Annotated in this window: 16 protein-coding genes; 5 read left to right on the top strand and 11 right to left on the bottom strand. The window is 44.4% G+C overall.

Features of this window, described 5'->3' with window-relative positions; all coding sequences use genetic code 11:
- The 4 genes from DWW23_RS22060 to DWW23_RS22045 all read left to right on the top strand — a co-directional run.
- Positions 1 to 307 (top strand): lipocalin-like domain-containing protein (locus tag DWW23_RS22060; RefSeq protein WP_233564419.1); only part of this gene is annotated, 307 nt, incomplete at its 5' end.
- A gap of 24 nt (positions 308 to 331) precedes the next feature.
- Complete coding sequence (locus DWW23_RS22055) at positions 332 to 2,728, top strand: SLBB domain-containing protein (protein WP_122356250.1); 2,397 nt, start codon at positions 332 to 334, stop codon at positions 2,726 to 2,728.
- A 15-nt stretch (positions 2,729 to 2,743) separates the two neighbouring features.
- Complete coding sequence (locus DWW23_RS22050) at positions 2,744 to 3,826, top strand: Wzz/FepE/Etk N-terminal domain-containing protein (protein ID WP_122356258.1); 1,083 nt, start codon at positions 2,744 to 2,746, stop codon at positions 3,824 to 3,826.
- A 358-nt stretch (positions 3,827 to 4,184) separates the two neighbouring features.
- Positions 4,185 to 6,446, top strand: coding sequence for a Helicase associated domain protein (locus tag DWW23_RS22045; protein WP_122356248.1), 2,262 nt, complete (start codon positions 4,185 to 4,187; stop codon positions 6,444 to 6,446).
- 76 nt (positions 6,447 to 6,522) lie between these two features.
- Here the strand turns inward: DWW23_RS22045 and DWW23_RS22040 are convergent, their stop codons facing one another.
- The 11 genes from DWW23_RS22040 to DWW23_RS21990 form a co-directional block, all read right to left on the bottom strand.
- Complete coding sequence (locus DWW23_RS22040; RefSeq protein WP_122356246.1) at positions 6,523 to 7,152, bottom strand: outer membrane beta-barrel protein; 630 nt, start codon at positions 7,150 to 7,152, stop codon at positions 6,523 to 6,525.
- 30 nt (positions 7,153 to 7,182) lie between these two features.
- Positions 7,183 to 7,857, bottom strand: a complete 675-nt coding sequence (locus tag DWW23_RS22035; RefSeq protein WP_122356244.1) for a DUF4136 domain-containing protein — start codon at positions 7,855 to 7,857, stop codon at positions 7,183 to 7,185.
- 221 nt (positions 7,858 to 8,078) lie between these two features.
- Entirely contained in the window at positions 8,079 to 8,759 is a 681-nt protein-coding gene (locus DWW23_RS22030) for an OmpA family protein (RefSeq protein ID WP_122356242.1), read from the bottom strand.
- A gap of 42 nt (positions 8,760 to 8,801) precedes the next feature.
- Positions 8,802 to 9,128 carry a hypothetical protein gene (locus DWW23_RS22025; protein WP_122356240.1) on the bottom strand — a complete coding sequence of 109 codons (327 nt, stop codon included), beginning with the start codon at positions 9,126 to 9,128 and terminating at the stop codon, positions 8,802 to 8,804.
- Positions 9,129 to 9,202: 74 nt separating this feature from the next.
- On the bottom strand, positions 9,203 to 9,544 hold the full coding sequence (locus tag DWW23_RS22020) for a DUF6565 domain-containing protein (protein WP_122356238.1): 342 nt from the start codon (positions 9,542 to 9,544) through the stop codon (positions 9,203 to 9,205).
- Positions 9,545 to 9,632: 88 nt separating this feature from the next.
- A complete protein-coding gene (locus DWW23_RS22015; protein ID WP_370449319.1) occupies positions 9,633 to 12,269 on the bottom strand; it encodes a glycoside hydrolase family 2 TIM barrel-domain containing protein in 2,637 nt (878 codons plus the stop codon).
- 163 nt (positions 12,270 to 12,432) lie between these two features.
- Positions 12,433 to 14,121: a SusD/RagB family nutrient-binding outer membrane lipoprotein gene (locus DWW23_RS22010; RefSeq protein ID WP_122356233.1), complete on the bottom strand. Its 1,689-nt coding sequence runs from the start codon at positions 14,119 to 14,121 to the stop codon at positions 12,433 to 12,435.
- Between the two features lie 14 nt (positions 14,122 to 14,135).
- Positions 14,136 to 17,141, bottom strand: coding sequence for a TonB-dependent receptor (locus DWW23_RS22005; RefSeq protein WP_158583230.1), 3,006 nt, complete (start codon positions 17,139 to 17,141; stop codon positions 14,136 to 14,138).
- Between the two features lie 439 nt (positions 17,142 to 17,580).
- Entirely contained in the window at positions 17,581 to 20,169 is a 2,589-nt protein-coding gene (clpB, locus tag DWW23_RS22000) for an ATP-dependent chaperone ClpB (RefSeq protein ID WP_122356228.1), read from the bottom strand.
- Positions 20,170 to 20,398: 229 nt separating this feature from the next.
- Positions 20,399 to 22,771, bottom strand: a complete 2,373-nt coding sequence (locus tag DWW23_RS21995) for a TonB-dependent receptor domain-containing protein (RefSeq protein WP_122356226.1) — start codon at positions 22,769 to 22,771, stop codon at positions 20,399 to 20,401.
- Between the two features lie 69 nt (positions 22,772 to 22,840).
- Positions 22,841 to 23,419: a Crp/Fnr family transcriptional regulator gene (locus tag DWW23_RS21990; RefSeq protein ID WP_122356224.1), complete on the bottom strand. Its 579-nt coding sequence runs from the start codon at positions 23,417 to 23,419 to the stop codon at positions 22,841 to 22,843.
- A gap of 103 nt (positions 23,420 to 23,522) precedes the next feature.
- Here DWW23_RS21990 and DWW23_RS21985 point away from each other — a divergent pair, with 103 nt between their 5' ends.
- Positions 23,523 to 24,029 (top strand): RNA polymerase sigma factor, encoded by a 507-nt coding sequence (locus DWW23_RS21985; protein ID WP_122356222.1) that lies wholly within the window; start codon positions 23,523 to 23,525, stop codon positions 24,027 to 24,029.
- The last annotated feature ends 5 nt before the right edge of the window (positions 24,030 to 24,034 follow it).

Genomic DNA, 24,034 nt, shown 5'->3' with positions numbered 1-24,034 from the left:
TTTGGATGGTCGTTGGCAGATCATGAAAATAGAATATGCTTCCGGAGAAGAAGAAACACCGGAGCGGGCTTATTATAGTGTGGCATTGCATACGATCAACCTGATGCAAGTCGGTGTTACGAGCCAGACAGGAAATATGGAATATACCGGAGATTCGCTATTTGTCGAAATGCCGGTCAGTAAAATTGAAGATTTATTGCCTTTCGGCATGAATGATACGAAGCAACGTTTCGGTGTAAAAGAATTAACGTCGAAACATTTGGTATTACAATCGGATTACGCCCGGTTAGAGTTTCGGAAATTTTGAGAATAACAAAAAACAAATAACAATATGAATACCGTAATCAGAAATGTATTATTAGGGGGATTACTGTGGCTGACTATACCATTGGCGGCACAGGTATCCCAGGACGTGATTGACAAAGCGAAAGCCGCTGGTATGACAGAAGATCAGATCCGGCAGGAAATAGCTAAAAGAATGGGACAATCAGGGGCAGAACAGGTAGGCTCAAAGGCTTCAGAAGCTGTAATTTCCGACCGAGCAGTCACGACAAAACCCGGTCAAGACAGCATCTCACCGGAAGAACAACGCCAAATGAATCTCCCGGAAAACGATTTGAAACAAACTGTTTTCGGACGGGAAATCTTTTCAAATAAAAACCTGTCTTTTGAACCTGATTTGAATATACCCACCCCCAAAAACTATGTTTTATCAGCAGGAGATGAATTACTGATCAATGTCTGGGGCGATTCCGAACTGAACCTGAAACTGAAAGTTTCTCCGGAAGGGACAATCCTGATCCCTAACCTGGGACCGGTATCCGTTAGCGGACTGACCATTGAAGCTGCGGAAAGCCGTATCCGTCAGGAACTGGGACGTATCATGGCTACTTTATCCGGTAATACAGACGGCGGTAATACGTTCGTATCCGTCAGCTTAAGTCAGATACGTAGTATCAAAGTTAATATTGTCGGGGAAGTCGTTGCTCCGGGGACATATACCTTGCCTTCTTTTGCCACCCTTTTCAATGCATTGTATGCAGCAGGTGGGGTAAATGAAATCGGTTCTCTTCGTAATATTAAAGTATATCGTAACAGTAAAGAAGTAGCACAACTCGATGTGTACGATTACTTGTTAAACGGAAAATATAAAACTAATATACGCCTGGAAGAAAATGATATGATTATTATCCCTCCATACGATCAGCTAGCGGTAGTACAAGGAAAAGTAAAACGTAACCGCATTTTTGAAACAAAAAAGGGAGAAACCTTACAGCAAGTACTGAATATGGCAGGAGGCTTTACCGGAGATGCCTATACGAAAGATGTCCGTGTAAAACGTAAAGCAGGCAGCCGGTATCAGATCGCCACTGTTACGGAAGATAAATATCCGACCTTTACCATGATGGATGCGGACTCTCTGATGGTGGACTCCGTTATTCCTTTCTATGAGAATCGTCTTACTATTGCGGGAGCAGTCTGGCGTCCGGGTGAATACGAGCTAAGTTCAACAGTACACACCGTAAAAGAACTGATCAAACAAGCTGCCGGACTGAAAGGAGACGAATTTGCAGGTCGTGCCCAGATCACCCGTCTGAATCCTGATTTTACGACAACTGTTATTGCTGTGGATATCCGCGGAATACTCAACGGTACATCTCCGGACATAGAACTGAAACCGGAAGACCAACTCAACATCCCGTCTTTGTTCGATCTTCGTGAACCTTATACGATCAAAGTAAGCGGAGCGGTCAATTCTACAGACACGGTACTCCCCTATCGCAACAGTCTGACGATAGAAGATGCTATTATTATGGCTGGCGGTTTGAAAGAATCGGCAGCTACAGTGAATGTGGAAGTGGCTCGCCGCATCAAAGACACAAAAACGGATCAGAATAGTAATATCACTGCCAAAGTATTCAATTTCACACTAAACGATAACCTGGGGTTAATTCCTGTAGACGGAACAACTTCCGAAACAGTCTTTACACTGGAACCGTTTGATGAAGTATATGTTCGTTTCTCTCCGGGTTATCAGGAACAGCAGGTAGTAAAGGTAGATGGAGAAATCACTTTTGCCGGTGATTATGTATTGGCAGAAAAGAATTCGCGATTGAGTGATATTATTAATAAAGCCGGAGGAATAACCCCGGATGCTTACGTAAAAGGAGCGAGCCTGAAGCGTCAACTGACGGAAGATGAAATGCGCCGCCTCGAAACTTTGATGGAATTGAGTTCTAATAAACAAAGCCGCGACTCGGTTGGATTATCGCTGGCAAATATCAAAGATTATTCAGTCGGCATCGATCTGGAAAAGGCATTGGCTCATCCGGGAAGTGCACATGATGTAGTACTTCGTGATGGAGATAAGCTCTATATTCCACAATTGCAAAGCACTGTGAAGATCAATGGAGCAGTTACTTACCCGAACAGTGTCACTTATACTAATGGTATGTCAGTGGGTAAATGTCTTTCTCAGGCAGGAGGTTATAATGATATCGCCCGTAAATATCCGATCGTGATCTATATGAACGGAAAGGTAGCAACAACGAAAAAGACTTTTATCTTCTTCAAACGTTATCCGAAGGTAGAACCCGGTTGTGAAATTGTAGTTCCAACCAAGACACAGCGCGATCGGAAGACCAGCCTGGCGGAAGTCTTGAGTATTGCCAGTTCAACGACTTCGATGGCTGCTATGGTAACTTCTATTATTAATTCAATGAAATAATATAGCAACATGGATATGATTCAAATGAATACTCCTGATGCGGATAATACTCAGGAGATAGACTTGATTGAACTTGCCAAACGGCTGTGGGGGGAACGCAAATTCATTTTTAAATGTTGCGGAGTAGCAATTGTTGTTGGTTTGGTGATAGCTTTCAGTATCCCGAAAGAATATAGTACGACTGTAAAACTGGCCCCTGAAACTTCGGACCCGTCTAAGAAAATGGGAAACCTGGGAGGTTTGGCAGCGATGGCAGGTATAAACCTGAATACTTCATCCGGAACAGATGCTATATCTCCGGATCTGTATCCGGATGTGGTTAGCAGTATTCCTTTTTTGTTAGAGTTGTTTCCGGTACAGGTTACAAATGAAAAAGGGACACTGTCTGCTTCCTTATATGAATATATGGATGAACACCAGAAAGGTACATGGTGGAGTTATATTTTACAGGCTCCATTTAAATTATTGGGGGTTGTAAAAGATATGTTCTCAAAAGAAGAAGAAAAAAGTAGCAATGAGCTATCTTCTTTTCATCTGACCCGTAAGCAATCGGATGTCATTAGTGCCCTGCAGAAACGCATATCGGTATCTGTCGACAAAAAGACATCAGTTATTACCGTATCCGTTCAGATGCAGGACCCATTGATATCTGCTAACATCACCCAGGTCGTTTTGAATAACCTTCAGAGTTATATCACCAGCTATCGTACCCAGAAAGCCAAACAGGACCTGGAGTTTACTGAAAAAGTATTCAGTGAAGCACGCGAATCTTATTACAAAGCACAACGTGCGTATGCAGCCTTTGAAGATGCCAATAAGAACATCATCTCCGCCAGCTACCGGACAGAACAGGAACGGCTAAAGAATGAGATGACACTAACCTTCAATGTCTACAACACATTAGCCCAGAAGCTGGAACAGGATAAACTTCGGGTACAGGAGCAAACACCGGTTTATACCGTCATACAGCCTGCCACTGTCCCATTGAAAGCGGCATCACCAAAGAAACCGCTGATATTGATCGGCTTTGTATTCTTAGCCATCTTCGGAGCAATAGGATATTTATTCATCAAAGACCTCTTTAAAGTTGACAGTTGACAAGTGACAGTTGACAGTTTTATCAGATTTGAACTATCCTATAATCAAAGTGACATGACTATTACAGGTTCATTTGCCGTTGGTTTTAACCAACGGTCTACAGATTGTATCCCTTTTTTGGCTTTAGCCGCATTTCTCTTAAATAGCAAGACTGTTAAAATGGGACTAAAGTCCAATGAGATAGATCATTTACCAATCCGTCAGCTGAAGCAGACGGCAAATGAACCTGTAACTAAGTTTGTCTTATTGATGACTGAGACTTATGCTCAGATAGGTTCAATTATTTCTATGTTCGACTGCGAAGCCCAACTGTCATCTGTCACTTGTCAACTGTCAACTAAAAATGTTTCACATTTTTATGTCCCTTCGCGATCTTTACCATTCTTATAATTACTTTGTAACTGAAGAATCCGGCTGTCTGCTGGTTGGCTTCAGGGAAGATTCTGTAACTTTCATTGTGAAAGAGATATGGAATAAAGAACCTCTTTGTCTGGCGGATGTGGACGGTCTGTACGCTGAAATGCAACAGGTCGGGGAAATGTGCAGCTGCAACCAATTCCGCATCCTGGCACATGGCGGATACTTGCCGGAGGCTCTTTCTTTCGAACTGCATGGTTTGACAGTATCCGACGAAAGCTATCTGAAAAGCCTGGAAAGCGGAAAACACATCGAACTCTTTTCCCATAATGAAGCCGCTTACCGAGCTATTGAAGAAGGCTTTCAAAAGAACCGTATCGGAGCTGTCGTGCAGGCTACCGGGACAGGTAAATCCTACCTGATCGCACGTTATATCATCAATCACCTGGAAGATACAATCCTCGTCATTGCCCCTAACGTGACGATCATTGCCGAGATCGAAAAAGCGGTCGGAGGAACCATGCCACATGTGACCTACCGCACTTTCCAGGCACTGGTCCTAAACAAGGCCGACAGCGAACAACTCAGAGCAGACCATATCATTATCGACGAGTTCCATCATTTCGGTGCGGAGGTATGGGGAAAAGCCGTACAGGATGTGATTGATGCCAATCCCGAAGCCCGCGTATTGGGTATGTCGGCCACCCCGATACGGCCTGAAGAGATGCTCGATACCGTAGAGGTCTATTTTAAAGGCAACCTGTTCCATGAGTTATCCCTCTCGATGGCCTGGTATTACAAAATCCTGCCTGTCCCTGTTCTCGTACAAAGTGTGTTCGACCTGAACAATCAGTTGGATAAGGTGCAGCAACTACTGAACCGGAGCGACTGCACCTCCGAAAGAAAGCAACGTATCCAGGAAAAGATAGATTTCGCCCGCCTGGACTTCCGCGGTTCATGGAGTGCTTCGGAACTGATCAGGCGGTATCTACCGAAAGAGGTCAAAAAGATGCTTGTCTTCTGCAAGGATAAAGAGGATTTGAAAAATATGATCCCCGAAGTATCCCGCTGGCTAAACCAGGCAGGACTCGAAACGGAAACATTCGAGATCCATAACGGACAGAGCAATCGGGCCAACGAAAAAATACTCCGGAATTTCCGGCAGGACACAGGTAAACTGCATGTCCTTTTCTCCATCAATATGCTGATCGAAGGACTGCATGTGGAAGGGGTGGATGCCGCCATGTTCCTGCGCCGTACCGAATCGTACGTAGTTGCCCTGCAACAGTTGGGACGCTGCCTGAAAGCCGGTTCCAACCATCACCCGGTCGTGCTCGACTTTGTCAACAACCTTTCCGGACGTTCCGTGTATGAAGTGATGACGAGAGACCTGGCTTACCGGCCGGCTATCCGAGCACCGAAGACATTCAAAGGATATACCGAGTTTCAGGTGACCGGATTCCTGTCGGATATCCGCGCCCAGGTGGATGATATGCTGGCCGAACTGGATGCCTGGCCCGTCATGTACGAACGGTTGGTCGAATTCAAAGAACGGGAAGGCCGGTGGCCGCAGGCAGCCGAAGGGAAACTGGGCAATTGGTGTAACACCCAACGGATCGCGTATAAGAAAGGGACGTTATCGAAAGATTATATTTCGCACCTGGAACAGATCGGTTTTGAATGGGAGGTACAGGACAGCCGATGGATGAGTTGTTTCGAGGAGCTGAAAGTCTTTATGGCAAAAGAGCACCGTTGTCCCAAGCGGGGTGAACACAAACTGAATACCTGGTGCAACACCCAACGGCAGGCACGTAAAAAAGGTCTGTTGCCGAATGAAAGGATCCGCTTGCTCGATTCGATAGGCTTCTGGTGGGAACAGGACCTGGATTCGTTATGGATGGAGAACTGGCAGCAGGTACTTACCTATTATAAAAAGCATAAACGCTGGCCGAAAAGCAACGAAGGGAAAGCCGGTGCCTGGTGTAACACCCAACGAAAAAACCGGAAGCAAGGTCTGCTTTCAGCTGAACGTATCGCCCTGATGGATGCCGAAGGTTTCATCTGGACCATCGACGACGTCTGGATGGAGAACTATGGAAAACTACAACAATTCTTCCTTGAAAACAACCGTTGGCCGACCGCCCGTGAAAACAAACTGGGCAGCTGGTGCTTCGTACAACGGAGAGCCTTGAAAAAAGGCGAGTTATCCCCTACCCGCAAAGATCTCCTGGACAAGATCGCATTCCCCTGGACACTGAAATAAAAAACGGGAAGCCGCCGCTGCAGCTCCCCGCTTTCTAATAAACTACATAAAACACTTAAAAGAACAAACTTCTATTTTAGAATGCAACACCGAAGCGTACGCCCCAGTTATTTATACCGTCCATGGTATAAGTCAGGACTTTGCTTTTGTTTGTTGCATAGTTGTAATAAGCGGCTACATGTAAACCGAATTTCTTTTCCGGAGTAAAGAAGATATTCATACCGACTTCAGGAGCTACATAGAATCCCCACTGGCGGTCGTATACTTTCATTACATTCATATAAGTCGACATTTCGCTGTACTCGGCACCTAACTTAGCTGATACATAAGGTTCGAACTGACCTTCGCGGGTAAAGCTGTAACGGAATGCCGCACCGAAAGGCAACTGGAACAAAGAATGCTGCTGGTCGGAAGTGATTGCTGATGTTCCGCTGATGTCGAGTGTCTGACGATCAATATATTTATTGTTCGTATGATAAGAAATGAACGCACCTACTGCGAAATTAGGAACTACATAATAACCGGCTTCACCATGAGCACCCCAACCGCTTGTCTTATCGGCAAAGTTGTTTCCGAACGGAGTGTTAAGATCCCAGTCAATATTAAAATACATGTTGTTTACAACCTGGGCGCCAGCCAGTGAAGGAATCGCTAAACAGGCGATAAGTAAAGCGACTAATTTTATTGATTTATTTATCTTTTTCATAAGACTCAAATTTTACTGATTCGCGTTTAATTATTTCCTGATATATGGTGATTGAACAAATGCCTGATCAATCGCACGGATTGATAACTGAGTATCGATCTTATCCGAACCGGACAATAAACCTGCCATATAAGCAGTCCAGACAACCGGTAATTTAGTATCTGCTGTTTTAGGAGTCGGAGATTTCAAATCTACCATTTCAGCAAGCAGTGAACCTACGCTATAGCTGTAAACAACAGGGTACGGATAATACCAATCGTGCCAGTCGTAGCCCCATGTCGGTCCCCATCCCGGTCTCCAGTAATTAGGTGCCCAATATCCTGGGTAACCCCACCACCAGTAGTTGTTGTTATAATCATTATACCAATTTGTAAAATAATTTACATTTTCTACAAAAGAAACCTGCAAACCGAGATCTGCATCTTCTTTATCCATTGTGCGTGTATAACCACGACTTTCCATATTGCCGATCACTGTAGAAATAATATTATCAGCTTCTGTTGCTGTCCAGTACTGAGGTTTTTCACTACTACCGATTACCAACACGCTATCAGGTACATAGAATGTGGTGAACGATTTGAAATCCGTTTTGCTATCATGGTTTGTGTACACCACGAAATCATTATCCAGCTTTGACATATCCGGATCTTTCTGACAAGACGCCAGTAAAAGGATCAACAAGAAAAAAGGAATAATCTTTTTCATCTCATTTTAACGTTTAAAACAGTTTATACTATTATTTGTGCTTATATATAAGTTACACATGAAACAGCAAATAATAAAAAAAGGTTCTCTTTGATGTTATTTTGGCCGTGTTAATTAACTTGTTGTAAGACTTATGAACGCTCGTAAACGATAGTTAAAACGCCAAAGGCCTGAAATAACTTACGCTATTTCAGGCCTTTGTATTATTAAGAAATAAATACTTATCTCAATGTTCCCTGCTGTGCATCCTGTATCATCTTTTCGTTGGCAAGGATCAGGATCTCTACACGGCGGTTCAATGCACGTCCTTCCGGCGTGTCGTTGCTGGCAACAGGATCATGAACACCTTTGCCTTCGTATTCCATACGACGTCCGCTTACGCCCTGGTCGACCATCATATAGTCGTAAACGCTTTTAGCACGTTTTTCAGACAATGTCTGGTTGTAATCGACCTTACCGGTATTGTCGGTATAACCAACGATCTTGATATCGGTATCCGGGTTTTCATTCAGGCTGACAGCCAGTTTACGCAATGCACTGCGTGAAGCGTCACTCAACGTACTGGAGTTGGTAGCAAACAAAATACCTGAATCGAAAGTGACTTTCAGAGCCTCACCATTATTGATCGTTTCAACAGTGGTTTCGGGCGGTAAAGTAGCTTCCAGCTCTTTTTTCTGTTTGTCCATCTTCTTTCCGATCAATGCACCGGCAGTTCCTCCTACAGCAGCACCGATAACAGCACCTAAAGCCGTATTACCTGCCAAAGCACCGATACCGGCACCTGCAGCGGCACCACCACCTACACCGATTGCAGTTCCTTTTGCTGTGTTATTCCATGTTCCACAACTCGTAAATACCACCGCCATACATAACAGTATGGATAATAACTTAAAATGTTTCATCTTTTTGCTCTTTTATAAACTTTATATGAATATAACAGTTTATCAATCGAACATGTTGATAGAATCGCAATATTCAAGTTCTCCCTGCACAATAAAACCGATTGCTTCGGGATCGAATTTACCGACACCATCCTTCTGCGCATTCTTCACTACATATTCAATCAATTCATCTTCATCTATTTCGACATCGGCATCATCGTCTGCATCGTCGTTCAGATAACCGCGTGATTCATAGAAATCGTAGATCAGGTCTACAATGTAGTTAATATCGTCATTACTGAATTTGCCTTTCAATTCCTGGGGAAGATAGTTCTGAATGAATTTTACAGATTCGTCTTCGTCGTAAATTAAATCGTCTTTGTCGCTCATAACTTTTTCAGTTTAATTGGTTACATACTCATGCAAAGATATTGCTTTAATTGATATTTTAAAATAATTGCAGGCTATTTGATCAATAAGTCCAAAGCATTATTTCCATCTTTCAGTATGTTGTCGATAATGCCGTGCTTGGTCTGGATTGTCAGATAAGTGGCTTTCAATTTGGTAAGACCGATCATCTCGTCTGTAGAAAGTTCGGAACTATACTTGTCATATTTCGTTTCGGCAAATTCGATGTATTTCTTTTCCACCTCTTTCCAGTCTTCTTTCGAATACTTATCGGCACCAGCCTGTACTTTTTCTACAAACTTTGTGAAGTCTTTTATATACGAATCTTTCGATTCTCCACAACTACTCATGACAAAAAGAGCCATCACTGCAAACATCATCATTAAAAACCTTTTCATATCTTTTCCTTTTTAGATTAATTGCAACAAAAGTAAACAAAAAAAGAGGATCTGCACTGTCCGGCAGAATGAAACTGCCGGACAGGTATTAATCGGCTGTAGCTACGATCCGGTCTGCCGTCCAACTATCAGCCACTATCTGTATCCGGTCTGCGGGTAAAGAAGAGGTAAAACTGATCGTCAAAGTACAATGGTCACCCGGCATAAGCGTGATATAATTATCCGAATAATGTACGGGAAGGATACGCTTGCCGGTTTCCTTATCCAACACCTTGATGCGGTTGAAAAAAGAAATATTCATTTTCGAATGGAGCGATACCATACCGGAATAGGTTGTTCCTTCCCGTTGAAGAGATACTTTCACCTCCGGCTTTGCTTCAGGTAAACGGGATAAGCCGGAATAATCTTTCGGAAGCGTGGTCAGCCAATAGATATTCGGGGCATCCGGTAATGCGACAGCTACGTTGGAAGGCCGGGCAGGATCAGCCGGTTGCACAGACAGGCGGAGGAAGTAGACTCCTTGTATTTCTTCCGGGACGGGAACATCAAACAAGGGTGCTACGGTATTGGCTTTGGCATCCGACTTTATTTCTTTTTCCCAACGGATCTTACCGCCGGTGTCGTAGATACGTGCATTTACAATCAGATCCGGGTAATCGGACAAGGATGTGTTCAATAGCTCTACCTGCCGGGTGACGGGGTTGTAAAACGGATGCAGGGGTTCGCATCCTTTACGTGTACCGTACAGGGAAGCATTTACATCGAGGAACCAATCGTACATCTGTCCGCGCAGGGAAGTCCACGGGTTTTGTGTTTTCCAGATCAGTATGCCTGTGTACCAGTCCCAAAGGTGGGAACCCCAGCCTTCCATAAAACTACGGTATTGATCGTAATTCACAACCTGAGCATATTTACAATAGGTTTCGATATCCTTTACCTCGCCATAACGTTCCAAATGATCCTGATATCCCAGATCCCGATGATATCGCCAGGTCGCATTACGGGTAAAACCTTTTCTCGGAAATCCTTCCAGGTCTTTCTCCGTCATCATTTCCCGCATACTTTCCACCTCCGGCGAACCGACGGAGCCTGCCTCCGGATTAAACGGATGTGAACGGAAAGTAAAGAACCATTCCGGCTCCTGAATACCGTAAGGGCCGTCGCCGTTATCGCCCAGCAGGTTGCGGGTAAAGAGGGAGTCGGTAGAATAACTGACGAACAGGCGTTCGGGATCAAGCTCCGGGAAGATTTTTTCTTTCAGTTGCTTGTCGATGTTTTTTGCCAACGGCCATTCGTTGGCCCCGCACCACAGGCACAGGCTCGGGTGGTTACGTATCATCTTTACCTGGTCTTTTACCGAAGCGATAAAAAGATCGTGGTTGTCGGGGTATTCCCATCGCCGTTCACGAGAGTCCATCTTCATCGGGTCTTCCCAGGCACCGTTACAATCGCCGCTGCCCCATAAATCCTGGAAAACGAGTATTCCGTATTCATCACAGGCATTATAAAACTCCGGACGTTCGAGCAAAGCGCCTCCCCATACGCGGATCATACGCAAATTCATTTCGGCATGGAAACGGACTTCATCGCGGTAACGTTCAGGGGAAAGACGCAGTAACCAGTCGGAAGAGATATAGTTACCGCCAGTCATATAGATCTTCTGCCCGTTCACAAAGAAACGGCGTCCCCCGTTGTCGGGACATTTATCTGTCGTGATCTCACGGATACCGTATTTGAATTGCTTGCTGTCGCTGATCCGGTTATCTGCCTCAAAATAGATATGCATATCGTATAAAGGCTGTTCCCCTACTCCGTTGGGCCACCACAAACGCGGATTTTTTATTTTCAACGGATCGAAACGGACTTCCCTCTTTTCGTTCGGAGATAAGGTTAGTGGTTGCGTTAAACGGATTCCGTTTGTCTCACAGACCAATACACCTTTACGCGGAGTATCGGTTATATTCTCCACCTCAACCGAAGTCTTTACAAAAGCATCCTCCTGCATTTTCTTTTCCGGAGAACGGACACCCGGTACTTTCGTCACAACATAAGGCGACCGGACAGTCACTGCACCGGAGGTAGTTACCGATACCTCATCCCAGATACCGGTATTACGATCCCTGATCGGCTGAACCCAGTCCCATCCGGGCGTATATTGCATGGTATTATTACGGGCGATCTGTCCGTCACCGCCTTGTCCGCCGTTCGGATTTCCCGGATAGTCAGGAGGATACACCAGGACAGCCAGCACATTTGCATCTTCTTTCCGAAGAAGTTCCGTTATATTAAAAGATTTCCGCAGGAACATTCCTTCATGGGTGGTATTATTAAGCCGTTTGCCGTTCATGAACAGTTCGGCTTTATAGTTTATTCCCCGGAAGTTCAGCCAGACAATCCGGTCATCCGGTACCTCCGGCGTTTCAAACCGGCAAACAAACCAATAGGTGTAAAAGTCATTGCCGGCTTCATAAATATCGGGGATCAGGTTATTGTTCATTCCAAACTCCGGTGCAGGATACAGGCCGTTTTCCAATAAAGTGGTCAGTACTGTCCCGGGCACACGGGCAGGCATCCAGCCTGTTGTTTCCAGAGGTGTAGAGCTTAACAGGTTTCCGTCTGTCTTTATCTCACTGGCTCTCCGTGCCATCCAGCCGGAAGTAAGCAATGTCTTCTCCCCGGGTTCAGGGATCGTCAGTGTATTTTCCTGTGCGAAGATGGATAACATGTTGTTAACCAAAAACAACAAGAATATGAAAGATAGAGATTTATGATTCATAATGTATTCTATTTAATAGCCGTAATATACAATAAAAAAACAAAAGGCTTCCTCCGGAAGCGGAAGAAGCCTTTCTCTTTATACATTATTAATATAGTCCGTTACTGTCCGGTTAGAAGTTTCTTCCGGTATCCCACCATATACGTGTTGCCGGGCTATCCGGGCCATTCAGCAAACTGACTGCTTTTTCCACCTCTTCCGCATTCGAATCTTTATCGTTCTTCGGATATGGTAAACGTTTGATAAATTCACCATCAGGAATCTTCCATGTATCGGCACTCAGGTTATTAGCCACAGGGAAGATATTCGGATAACCTGTACGGCGGAATTCCGACCAGGCTTCCTGTCCTTCCGGATACATCGCGATCCATTTCTGGTTAATGATCTTATGAAGTTTTTCTTCATTCGTTGCACCGTCATTCCATTTAACCGTACATTTATCAATACCTTTTATGCTATTGGCTGCATTATGAGGATCTTCGAAATCTGCACAGACACCGGTTTCGTTTGCAATATATTTTTCATATTCAGATGCCGGGATAGCATATTCGTCGAAAGAGACTTTGATACCTTGCTCGTACAGGTCTTTGGCAGAACCACCCATATTCCAACCGCGGAGTGCACCTTCTGCACGCAGGAAGTAAGCCTCGGCAACTTTCATCCAGGGTAAATGGTTCGATATCTGAGTTTTGTTTCCTGTATAATCTGCCATCTTGGTTTCTGTTGAAAGATTGACAGAAGAATATACCTGATACACATTCTTATCGACAATAGTTCCCTGGCGGATACCTATATATTGACCGATCTTATTCAATGCATTACCATTCTTATCGACAATATCCTGTTGTTTACCGTCGATTTTAAACCAACCGACCGGAGTTACATAAACCGGCAAGCGGGGATCGTCGTACCCTTTCAACATACAGACCATAGAAGCGCTGGCACGCATATCATTGTAGTTGACTACAATTTCATTCAACGGATTCTGTAAAGAAGCATCGATGACCTGTACATTCGGGTTACCGGCAACCAGGACACCATATTTATGGTTCACGGCAGCTTCAGCAGTAGACTTGGCCAATTCCGGTTTTACAACAGACAGACGCACGGCCAAACGCAAACGCAATGTATTGGCAAAACGGATCCATTGCTTAAAGTCCGAACCGCAGACAATATCGAAACTATTCAAACGGTTTGCTTCTGCTTCACCTGCATCCACCAAAGAGGTCAGGTCGTTCACAGCTTCTTCCAGCTCGGAAAGGAAAGTGGTATATAGAGTTTCCAAATCATCGTAGGGAACGGACGAACCTCCCTGCATAGCTTTTGAATAAGGAATAGCCCCGTAAATATCAGCAACACGATGCATACCCTGTACACGGATGATCTTGGCAATCGCTGTATAGTCTTTCGCATCCGTCGATTTCAGGATTTCACTGATCGGTTTCATTACATATAACATACCGTCACGGAATGCCTCGCCATTCCAGCCGTCCATCATTGCATACATCGCATTGTTAGAGTTACCGTTGAATGCCGTACCGGTCGCCATATAACCGGAAAACATATCCGCATTCAGATTCTGTTGCAACTGGAACTCGTAATTCTTGTTCTGATAGTTATTATAGACACCTACTATCGGCTGGTTGAAACGGGAAGTTACTTTCACCTGAGAAACATCCATCCCGTTCGGATTGGTATTGATACTTTCAAAATTATCCGTACAAGCCGTCACTCCTACCATGAAAGCTACAGCCCACAATGGTAATGTATTTTTTACTTGTTTAATTATATTCTTTTTCATGATTGATCGCGTTATTAGAATGTTACTTTCAAGTTGATACCATAGCTGCGTGTTGCAGGCAAACCAAACGAATCGAAGCCTTTCCAACCGTTATTCGTTGAAACAGACATATCCGGATCGGTCGGAGCATCTTTATAAATGAAGAACAGGTTACGAGCAACGAAAGACAGATTCAGATTCTTGGAAGCTCCTAACAGGTTGCGGAATGTATATCCTAAAGAAAGTTCACGTAAACGGAAGTTCGTTGCAGAATATACATAGAGGTCTTTTGCACCTTCCTTACCGGCTGTTGAAGTATAGAATGTCTGTGCATCCATTTTCTGTCCGTTACCCAGGTCTACACCACCGTCATCGCGGGCATCGGCTGTTGCTTCCGTTACACCGTAAGCATCCAGATAACTTTGTGTCTGGCTGGCTACATTACCACCGATCTTTCCGTCGATCAGGAAGTATAAGCTGAAATCTTTATAGGTAAAAGTATTACCCCATCCCAACTGCCAGTTCGGGTTTACATTGCCTAAATGACGTTCGTCTGTAGAGATGACCAGTTTACCGTCTTTATCCAACATGAAAGCTCCGTTCTCATCGCGTTCTGCCACTTTACCGTAAATATCGCCGTATGAACCGCCTTCAACCAGCTTGAAGTTAAGACCTGCACCCGAACCTAAAGATACACCGTTCTTCAATTGATCGGTAAGTTCCTTGATCTTATTCTGGTTGTAGGAAATGTTGAATTCGGGTTTCCAGCTCCAGTCTTCTGCAAAATCCCAACGATAATTGATGGAAGCCTCAAAACCCTGGTTCTGGATATTACCGGCATTGATATAATAGCTATCGTAACCGGAAGCCAGCGGAGATGAAATAGAGAAATACTGGTTCTTGTTGTTTGTCTTATAATAAGTGATATCAAAATTCAAACGGTTATCCAGCATAGTCAGATCCAGACCAAATTCCATTGAATGCATCTTTTCAGGTTTCATTTCGGTAAACGGTTCCTTGGTATTTGGTTCCAGACCTCCCAGGTTGATACCATCCATCGGATGAGTGATATAAGCAGGAACGTCGTTACCCACGATTGAGTAAGAACCTCTGATCTTCAATAAATTGATCTTATCTGTCATCGGGATCATCTCATTCAACAGAGCTGTCAGACCGAAGGAAGGATAGAAATAGGAGAAGTTGTCGGTGAAAGCCAAAGCAGACGACCAGTCGTTACGTCCCGTCACATCCAGATAGATCATCCCGTTATAACCGAACTGAACTGTTCCGAATACGGAATTCAAACGTTTACGAGGGTTGGAAGTACGTTGGTTTCCATTGCCGTTGATATTTTCAGGAACGAAGAAGTTTGCTTCCATCAATCCCAGCTTGTCGCTATCCAGAATGACATTTTGTACCTTATTGTCCTGGAAGCTGGTACCTAAAGAGGCATTCAATTCCCATTTTTCATTCCAGGTCTTGTTAAAATTCAACATCAAGTCACCATAGAACTGCTTTGCATCGAAACGTTCCTGACGATAACGTCCGTTCCCGCCGGGAGCCCATGTAGCAGTTGTTGTTGCATGCCATTTACGTTCAAAACGGTCGAAAGTATTATCCACGCTTAAACGTCCCTGCACATTCAACCAGTCGGTGATCTTAAATTTTGCACTGGCGGAAGCCATTACACGGTCACGTCTCTCAGTCGATTTAATCCGGTTTAATATCCAATAAGGATTGGCTGAAAAATCGTCATCCGGAAGATACCAGTTGTGAGCCATCAGGTTACGATCTTCATTGAATTTTTCGAAGTTATCCTTATAATAACCGAAATCACCGTTTACCGGGAATGTATACAGACCTGTCAACGGGTTGATATAAGTACCTCCGTGAGGACGGTTGGTTCCTTTCTGGCTGATATACGACAAGGAAGCATCGATGGTCAGTCGGTCGCCAAACAAGTTGAAAGTTTCGCGGGTCGACATGTTATGACGCTGAAAGTCATTTGTCGGCATAATACCAAAAGCGGTCGTATTAGCGTACGACATAAAGCTTTGTACTTTTTCAGTACCGCCATTGATCGTTACGGAATTAATAAAAGTAGAACCTGTACGGTAAAAATCGTTCACATTATCCATCGCATGGTTATCGTTGTCGGCCACCTTGTCGCCCCAACTCATGTTATTTAACTGATCACCTACTTTGACAGCCCCATAACGTCCTTGTAATTTAGGAAGAGACATAGGACTTTCAAGTGTTATATTGGAAGAAAAATCTACTCTTGCGGCACCCTCACGACCCTTTTTTGTAGTGATCATGATCACACCATTCGCAGCCATACTACCATATAAAGCCGCTGCTGATGCACCTTTCAGGACATTCATACTGGCAATGTCATCCGGGTTCAGGTTACCCAATGCGTCACCACCGTCGCGTCCCTCATATTCACCCGCCAACTGAGTTGTTTCCGGACTATTCATCGGAACACCATCGATAACAATAAGCGGCTGGTTATTCCCATAAGCTGATTTATTACCACGCAAAATAATCTTGGACGAGCCTCCTGCACCGGTTGCATTCGGAGAAATAAGCATACCGGCTGCTTTACCTTGCAAAGCATTGATCAGGTTGGCATCTTTTGCACGGGTCAATTCCTGTCCTGCAACCTGTTGAGTAGCATAGGTCAACGACTTTGCCTTACGTTGGATACCCATGGCTGTGACAACGACTTCTTCAATCTTCTGGGTATCTGAAAACATATCTACATTAATTACGGTACGATCGTTAACCGGTTCTTCGACCGTTGTCATACCTAAAAAAGAGAATTGTAAGATTGCATTCTCCGGAACTTCCAATGTATAGTTACCATCCAAATCGGTAACGGTTCCATTTGTGGTTCCTTTTTCTACGACATTACACCCTATAAGCGGCAGATTGGCACTTTGGTCCATCACAACACCACTTACTTTCTTCTGTGCCCATAGCACATTTGTACATGTCCCTATACAAAACAGTACAAATAATAATAAGCCCTTCTTCATAAAGCCAGATTGTTTAGGAAAGTTAATAAATTCGACATTTCTCATACTCATTTTGCGTTAAGTATTGTGTTTTTGCATAAAGGAAACGACTTAGTCTTCTTAGAACTATGCTGTTTTTTACACTTGTTAAATGCAAATATAGAGATTATAACATTAATACCAAACAAATTTCCAACAAAATATACTCCATACATCCGTTTTAACATATAGGTGCTGACATATTGTCAAAAGCATACCCTTGCTATATATATAACAAGTATTAACTCACCATAGTTCTAAGAAGACTAAAGAAAATTAGATTTAAAATAATTTTTATCTCTAAAACTAAAAATCCACATTGTCAGGGTTTATCGGCTACCAGTTATATACCTCGTGGCTAAACAAAAAAAATCCTGACTTTTACAAGCCAGGATTCTACATATATAATATAAGGACCTTTTTAATTTTTAAATATCAGTCCATCCCCTTCCCGATCGATAATGATCGGACGGTTCTTATCGATCTTCATACCCAGTATCTCCTTCGACAGTTCGTTAAGGACATACTTCTGGATAGCACGTTTCACCGGACGGGCACCGAACTGGGAATCGTAACCTGCATCCGAGATAAAATCGACGGCAGCATCCGTAAAGTTCAAGGCAACACCATTGTTAGCCAGCATCTTCTTCACACTGTTCAACTGCAAGGTAACGATCTTACGGATCTCTTCCTCATTCAGCGGAGTGAACATGATGATCTCGTCAATACGGTTCAGGAATTCCGGACGAATGGATTTCTTCAGTAATTCCAGTACCTGTATACGGGTTTCATCGATCACTTTTTCGCGGTTGTCGGGCGTGATCTTCTCGAAGCTTTCACGAATCAGGGATGAACCCATATTGCTGGTCATGATGATGATCGAGTTCTTGAAGTTCACGACACGTCCCTTGTTGTCCGTCAAACGACCGTCGTCCAATACCTGCAACAGGATATTGAATACGTCCGGATGCGCCTTTTCGATCTCGTCGAACAGGACGACAGAATAAGGTTTACGGCGGATTGCTTCCGTCAACTGGCCACCTTCATCGTAACCGACATATCCCGGAGGTGCACCGATCAGACGAGTCGCACTGAATTTCTCCTGATACTCACTCATATCGATACGGGTCATACTGTTCTCATCGTCAAACAGGTATTCAGCCAACGCTTTGGCAAGCTCGGTCTTACCCACACCAGTCGTACCGAGGAAGATGAACGAACCGATCGGACGTTTCGGATCTTGCAATCCGGCACGGCTACGACGCACGGCATCCGCAATGGCTGTAATAGCCTCTTCCTGACCGATCACACGGGTGTGCAATTCGTCTTCCAGGCGGAGTAGTTTGTCGCGTTCGCTCTGCATCATCTTGTTGACGGGAATACCGGTCCAACGGGATACCACATCGGCAATGTCTTCGCTGTCGACTTCTTCTTTAATCATGGCGGCAGCACCCTGCATAGTGTGCAGCTTGGCCTGTATTTCCTTGATCTCTTCTTCTTTCGCCTGCAGTTTACCGTAACGGATCTCAGCTACTTTGCCGTAATCGCCTTCACGTTCTGCCTTATCGGCTTCAAACTTCAGGTTCTCGATGTCGATCTTATTCTGCTGGATCTTGTTGATCTGTTCCTTTTCGCTTTCCCACTGGGCTTTCTGTTTCTTTTCTTCTTCCTTGAGGTTAGCGATTTCCTTGTTCAACTGTTCCAGTTTCGTCTTATCGTTTTCACGTTTGATGGCTTCGCGTTCGATCTCCAACTGTTTAATACGGCGGGAAACTTCGTCCAATGATTCGGGTACCGAATCCACCTGCAAACGCAGACGGGCAGCAGCCTCATCCATCAGGTCGATCGCCTTATCCGGCAGGAAACGGTCGGTAATATACCGTGTCGAAAGCTGGACGGCAGCGATAATGGCATCGTCTTTGATACGTACCTTATGATGGTTTTCGTACTTCTCTTTCAGACCACGCAGGATAGAAATAGTATCCAGTTCATCCGGTTCTTCGACCATCACAACCTGGAAACGACGTTCTAGCGCTTTATCTTTTTCAAAATATTTCTGATATTCATCCAGTGTCGTTGCACCGATAGAACGCAATTCACCACGTGCCAAAGCCGGTTTCAGGATATTAGCGGCATCCATAGCCCCATCGCTCTTACCGGCTCCTACCAATGTATGGATCTCATCGATGAAAAGGATGATCTCGCCTTCCGACTTGGTCACCTCGTTGACTACGGATTTCAACCGTTCCTCAAATTCTCCTTTATATTTGGCACCGGCAATCAATGCACCCATATCCAGGGAGAAGATCTGTTTTGATTTCAGATTCTCCGGAACATCGCCACGAACGATACGGTGTGCCAAGCCTTCAGCGATAGCTGTTTTACCGACACCCGGCTCACCAATCAAGATCGGGTTATTCTTTGTACGACGGCTCAGGATCTGAAGCACACGACGGATCTCGTCATCACGACCGATCACCGGGTCGAGCTTGCCGCTACGAGCACGTTCGTTCAGGTTGATGGCGTATTTATTCAGAGAGTCGTATGTGTCTTCTGCCGACTGGCTCGTTACTTTATTTCCCTTACGCAATTCCTCGATCGCTTTCTCCAGTTCTTTTTCCGTAACACCGGCATCTTTCAAGATCTGCGAAGCCGTACTTTTTACGGTGAACAAAGCGAGAATGATATGCTCCAGAGAAACATACTGGTCACCCATCTTACCGGAATAATCGATTGCTTTCTGCAAAACGGCATTCGATTCGCTCGACAGGTAAGGTTCGCCACCGGATACTTTCGGATAGGATTCTATCTGACGATCCAGCACCATGTTCAGATTCTGAATATTCACACCCAGTTTCTGGAAGAGGAAGTTCGTGATGCTTTCACCCGTCATAATGACAGCCTTCAGCAAATGAACAGGTTCGATCACCTGTTGGTTATTCTTCTGAACCAACTGCACCGCCTGCTGAACAGCCTCTTGTGATTTAATTGTAAAATTGTTTAAATTCATACCTTATATTACTTTCTTGTTATCTTCTTTATTTTAAACTTTCACTGATAACTCTACAAAATAAATACCATAACGAAAATAAGTCATTTTGTCAGTATTATTTAATTATAAGAGAAAGATGTTATGCCGATCAGTCGGGATTAACGACATATTTTGTACTTTCGGTAAGAAAACAACAAGAAAGCAAAAAAGGTTTGCGCAAAAGCAGGATTACTCCGGATTAGCTCATTCAGAATTCCATCTTATAACTGATAAAAGGAATCATACTGTTGAAATAAAAATCCTCTATCTGCTGTGTTGCCTGGTTGTATGACTGCCCCATATATTGTTTTCCTATTAGGTTTTTCACCTGGATAGCAACGGTTCCGGAGCATCTTCGATAATTCACCCGGTAAGTCAGGGAGATATCCGATACGGGGCTGATACCTTTGCGACGATGGATAAACGGCGTAGACTCGTCATACACAATATCTTGCTGCTCCAATGTCGCTTTCAGATCGACCGGAGAAGTTGGACGGTAACCCGAAAGGGCGATACGGGCATTCAGTCCCAAGACTCTACTTAAGCCGTTCTTCCGACGGAAAGTAAATTCTTTTCCGCCCAGGATATTTGCTACATACCGCGTATTGAACAGTGTATTATGCCAGTCGCCCTTATCATCTTTATAACGGGAGTCGAAAAGCGAGAAGGTCACCATATAATAGTATCCCGATTGCAGGAAACGCTCCAAAGTAAAATCGATACCGACATTCATTCCTTTACCCGTGTTTACGAAAGGCTGATAGAACAAAGGGGGCTGCACAGTGAGGTTAATGGTAGAAAATGTTCCGCCCTGCAATACCGGAACATTATACAAATATTGAAAATAAGGTTCGACTTTGAGCCTTAGAAGCGGAGAGATAGCCCAGTTGTAACTCAATACATTATGTAAGGAACGTGTCATCTTCAGGTCTGTATTGGGCGTAGTAATACCTCCGTCTGCCACCGGAACTTCCATAAAATAGAAATAGAGAGGCGCTATCTGCGAATGAAGTCCTGTACCCAACATAAGGGAATGATGGTTGTTGAGAGTCCATTCAACGGAAAGACGCGGCTCAATAGCAAAATCTCCGTTCAGTGCAAATAAGGTCGTATTGAGACCGCCGGTCAGCGAGAAAGAGCGGTTGAAAGCATATTTGGTCTGTGCATAGGCTTGCAACAACTGGGTATTACAGTGTTTATTAGCAACGGTTTGCATGATCCTTTCATCATCCGATTTCCGGTAATCGATCTTATCGAATAATTGATCCCAACGGATGCCGTAACGACTGTGCCAACGGGAGGAATGACGATGATTAAGCCGGGAGGACAACGATAGTTTATAGCTCCGGTTCAAATTATCGATATCGGGAATGGGAGTAGTCGGTTGCTCTACTCTGCGCCTACCGAATTCGAAATCCGTATCCGACAAAGTAGCCGCAAGCGTGGTAGACAGATACAGGGAAGAGTTGAACGACTGCTTATGGGAAATACCGGCTGCACCGGCCCGGTAGGCTATCTTCATATCCGTACTTAGGGAGACATCCGTCCATTCAGCCGGATCGTCTTCCGCTTCTCTTTCCGACTGCGAGTTTCCTCCGATGCCCCATAGGGAAAATGTACCCATACGTCGTGTGGGCAAGTTGATCTTGAAAGCTACATCTTCATAATGGATCGATTGTTTACCGGACATTTCCGATATGAAAGACTTGATAATACCCAACGTGGATACACGTACATTAAATAGATAAGAACCGTCATAGTCTTTCTTGAAAGGACCTTCAGCCGCAAACTCCGCACCTTGTATACCTAACTGTGCCGTAAATTCGTGCTTCCTGTCATTCCCGTTGCGGAACTTCATATCGAACACTCCGGCAACGGCATTCCCATATTCTGCAGGAAATGCTCCGGTATAGAAATCCGAATTAGCAAGCATGGAACTACTGAACATCGTAAACAGACCTCCGCCCGGTACGTCATCACCGCCATTGAAATGACTCGGGACAGGAATATCCACCCCTTCCATCCTCCACAAAACCCCGGAAGGAGCGTTTCCACGGATAATAATAACATTTGTTTCCGCTGATCCGGTGGTGACTCCGGCAAAGTTAGCTGCCATACGCGCCGGATCATCCACTGCTCCGGCATAACGCCTTGCCTCTTCCACCGAGAAGGTACGTGCACTGACAGAAGCCATATCGTTCTGGGGAAGGTCTTTACGCCGGTGGGCAATGACTACCACTTCGTTCAGTGCCTGCCGGCTTTCTTTCATTTCGATGGCAAGGACCAGTTCTTTTCCACTGGTCAGTTGCAGTTCAGAAAGTTGTAATGGTTCATATCCCAGATAAGAGAGTTGAAGATTGATTCGACCGACAGGTACACTGCCGAGAGAGAAATTACCTGCTGCATCGGTTGTAACGCCTGTACTGCTACCTGCTAACATAACGGTAGCCCCGATCAACGGAACTTTGGTTTCCATATCTACAATTTGTCCACGGACGGTTTGAGTAAGTTGTGCCTGAATGCCAAGGGGTAAAAACAGGAGTAAAACTCCTGCAAGCAGAAAGTGTCTTAAATAGTTCATCTTTGTTTATCGCATTAATTAATCCGCGACAAAGGTAGATGGTCTCCGTTTGAAAGTTCTTGACAATTGTCAAGACTCGTCCTCATCCGATAATTTTCTTCGGATGCGACTCACGGTTTCGGGAGTTACACCGATCAGTGAAGCTACATCTTTCAGGGTTAACTTGTTGATGGAATGATCCGCAACTTTCAGTAATTTCTTATAACGCTCTTCCGGCGTGTCGCAACGAAAGGAGAAGACCAGTTCGTCGCGACAAAAGAATAGTTGTTCGGCTATATGCCGTCCGAAGCGCTGACTTTCCATATTATATTCGTAAAAGTCGATAACCTGCTGATAAGTCATCCTGTAAACGACAACTTCTGAGATCGCCTGTATAGAATATTTGGCCGGAACATGGTTCAGGAAGGCATGATATTCTGTTGCAAAACCGTTGGTATTAAAGCCGATCGTCCGTTCCTCGCCCTCTGCATCACAATGACTGAAACGAAATTGCCCATCCAATACGGCACCCAGGTAACGGCATGGTTCCCCCTGGCGGACAAAGTACTCCTTACGTTTAAGGTTCACGATCTCCCCCATTTCCATAAATACACCGGATAGCTCTTCAGAAATATTCAGGCGGGACACAAACTCTTTCAAATCAATCATACATACAAAGATATAGTATTATATTCGCCATACAATAAAAAAGATCGTGCACTGTGACTTTTTCACGCGCCGGGGTACTAATCCAATACAAACTAAAAGAGAAATGAATATGATAAAAGGTGAAGCAGACTTCCTTTCTGCGCTGGAATCGAACATAAGCATACTGATCAAGATCGCCCGGGTGTATGCTTATACCACGCACGACAGGAAAGACCTGATCAATGACATCATCCTCGAATTGTGGAAGTCGTACCCGAAGTTTAAAGGCGACTCCAAAATATCGACCTGGATCTATCGCGTCTCGCTCAACGTGGCGTTGAATGTCAAACGAAAGCGGGACAATAACAAAGTATTGTTTTTCGATGAGTTGAAGGTAGCGGACGGCAGTGATATCCTCGAAGTCCCGACCGACAACTCCTCTGAAATCGGCCAACTCTATCAGTGCATCGAAAGTTTATCGGAACAGAACAAGGCTATTATCCTATTGTATCTGGATGATAAATCATACGAAGAAATCTCTCAAATCCTCGGTCTGTCCAGGACGAACGTCAGTACACGTTTGAACCGGATAAAAGAGCAATTAAGAAAACAAATGAACCCCAATAAATGAATCGT

This window comes from Parabacteroides sp. AF14-59 (assembly GCF_003479515.1).
Classification (GTDB): Bacteria; Bacteroidota; Bacteroidia; order Bacteroidales; family Tannerellaceae; genus Parabacteroides; species Parabacteroides faecis.
The sequence above is the reverse complement of the archived record's forward strand: the minus strand, read 5'-3'. Positions and strand labels throughout refer to the sequence as shown.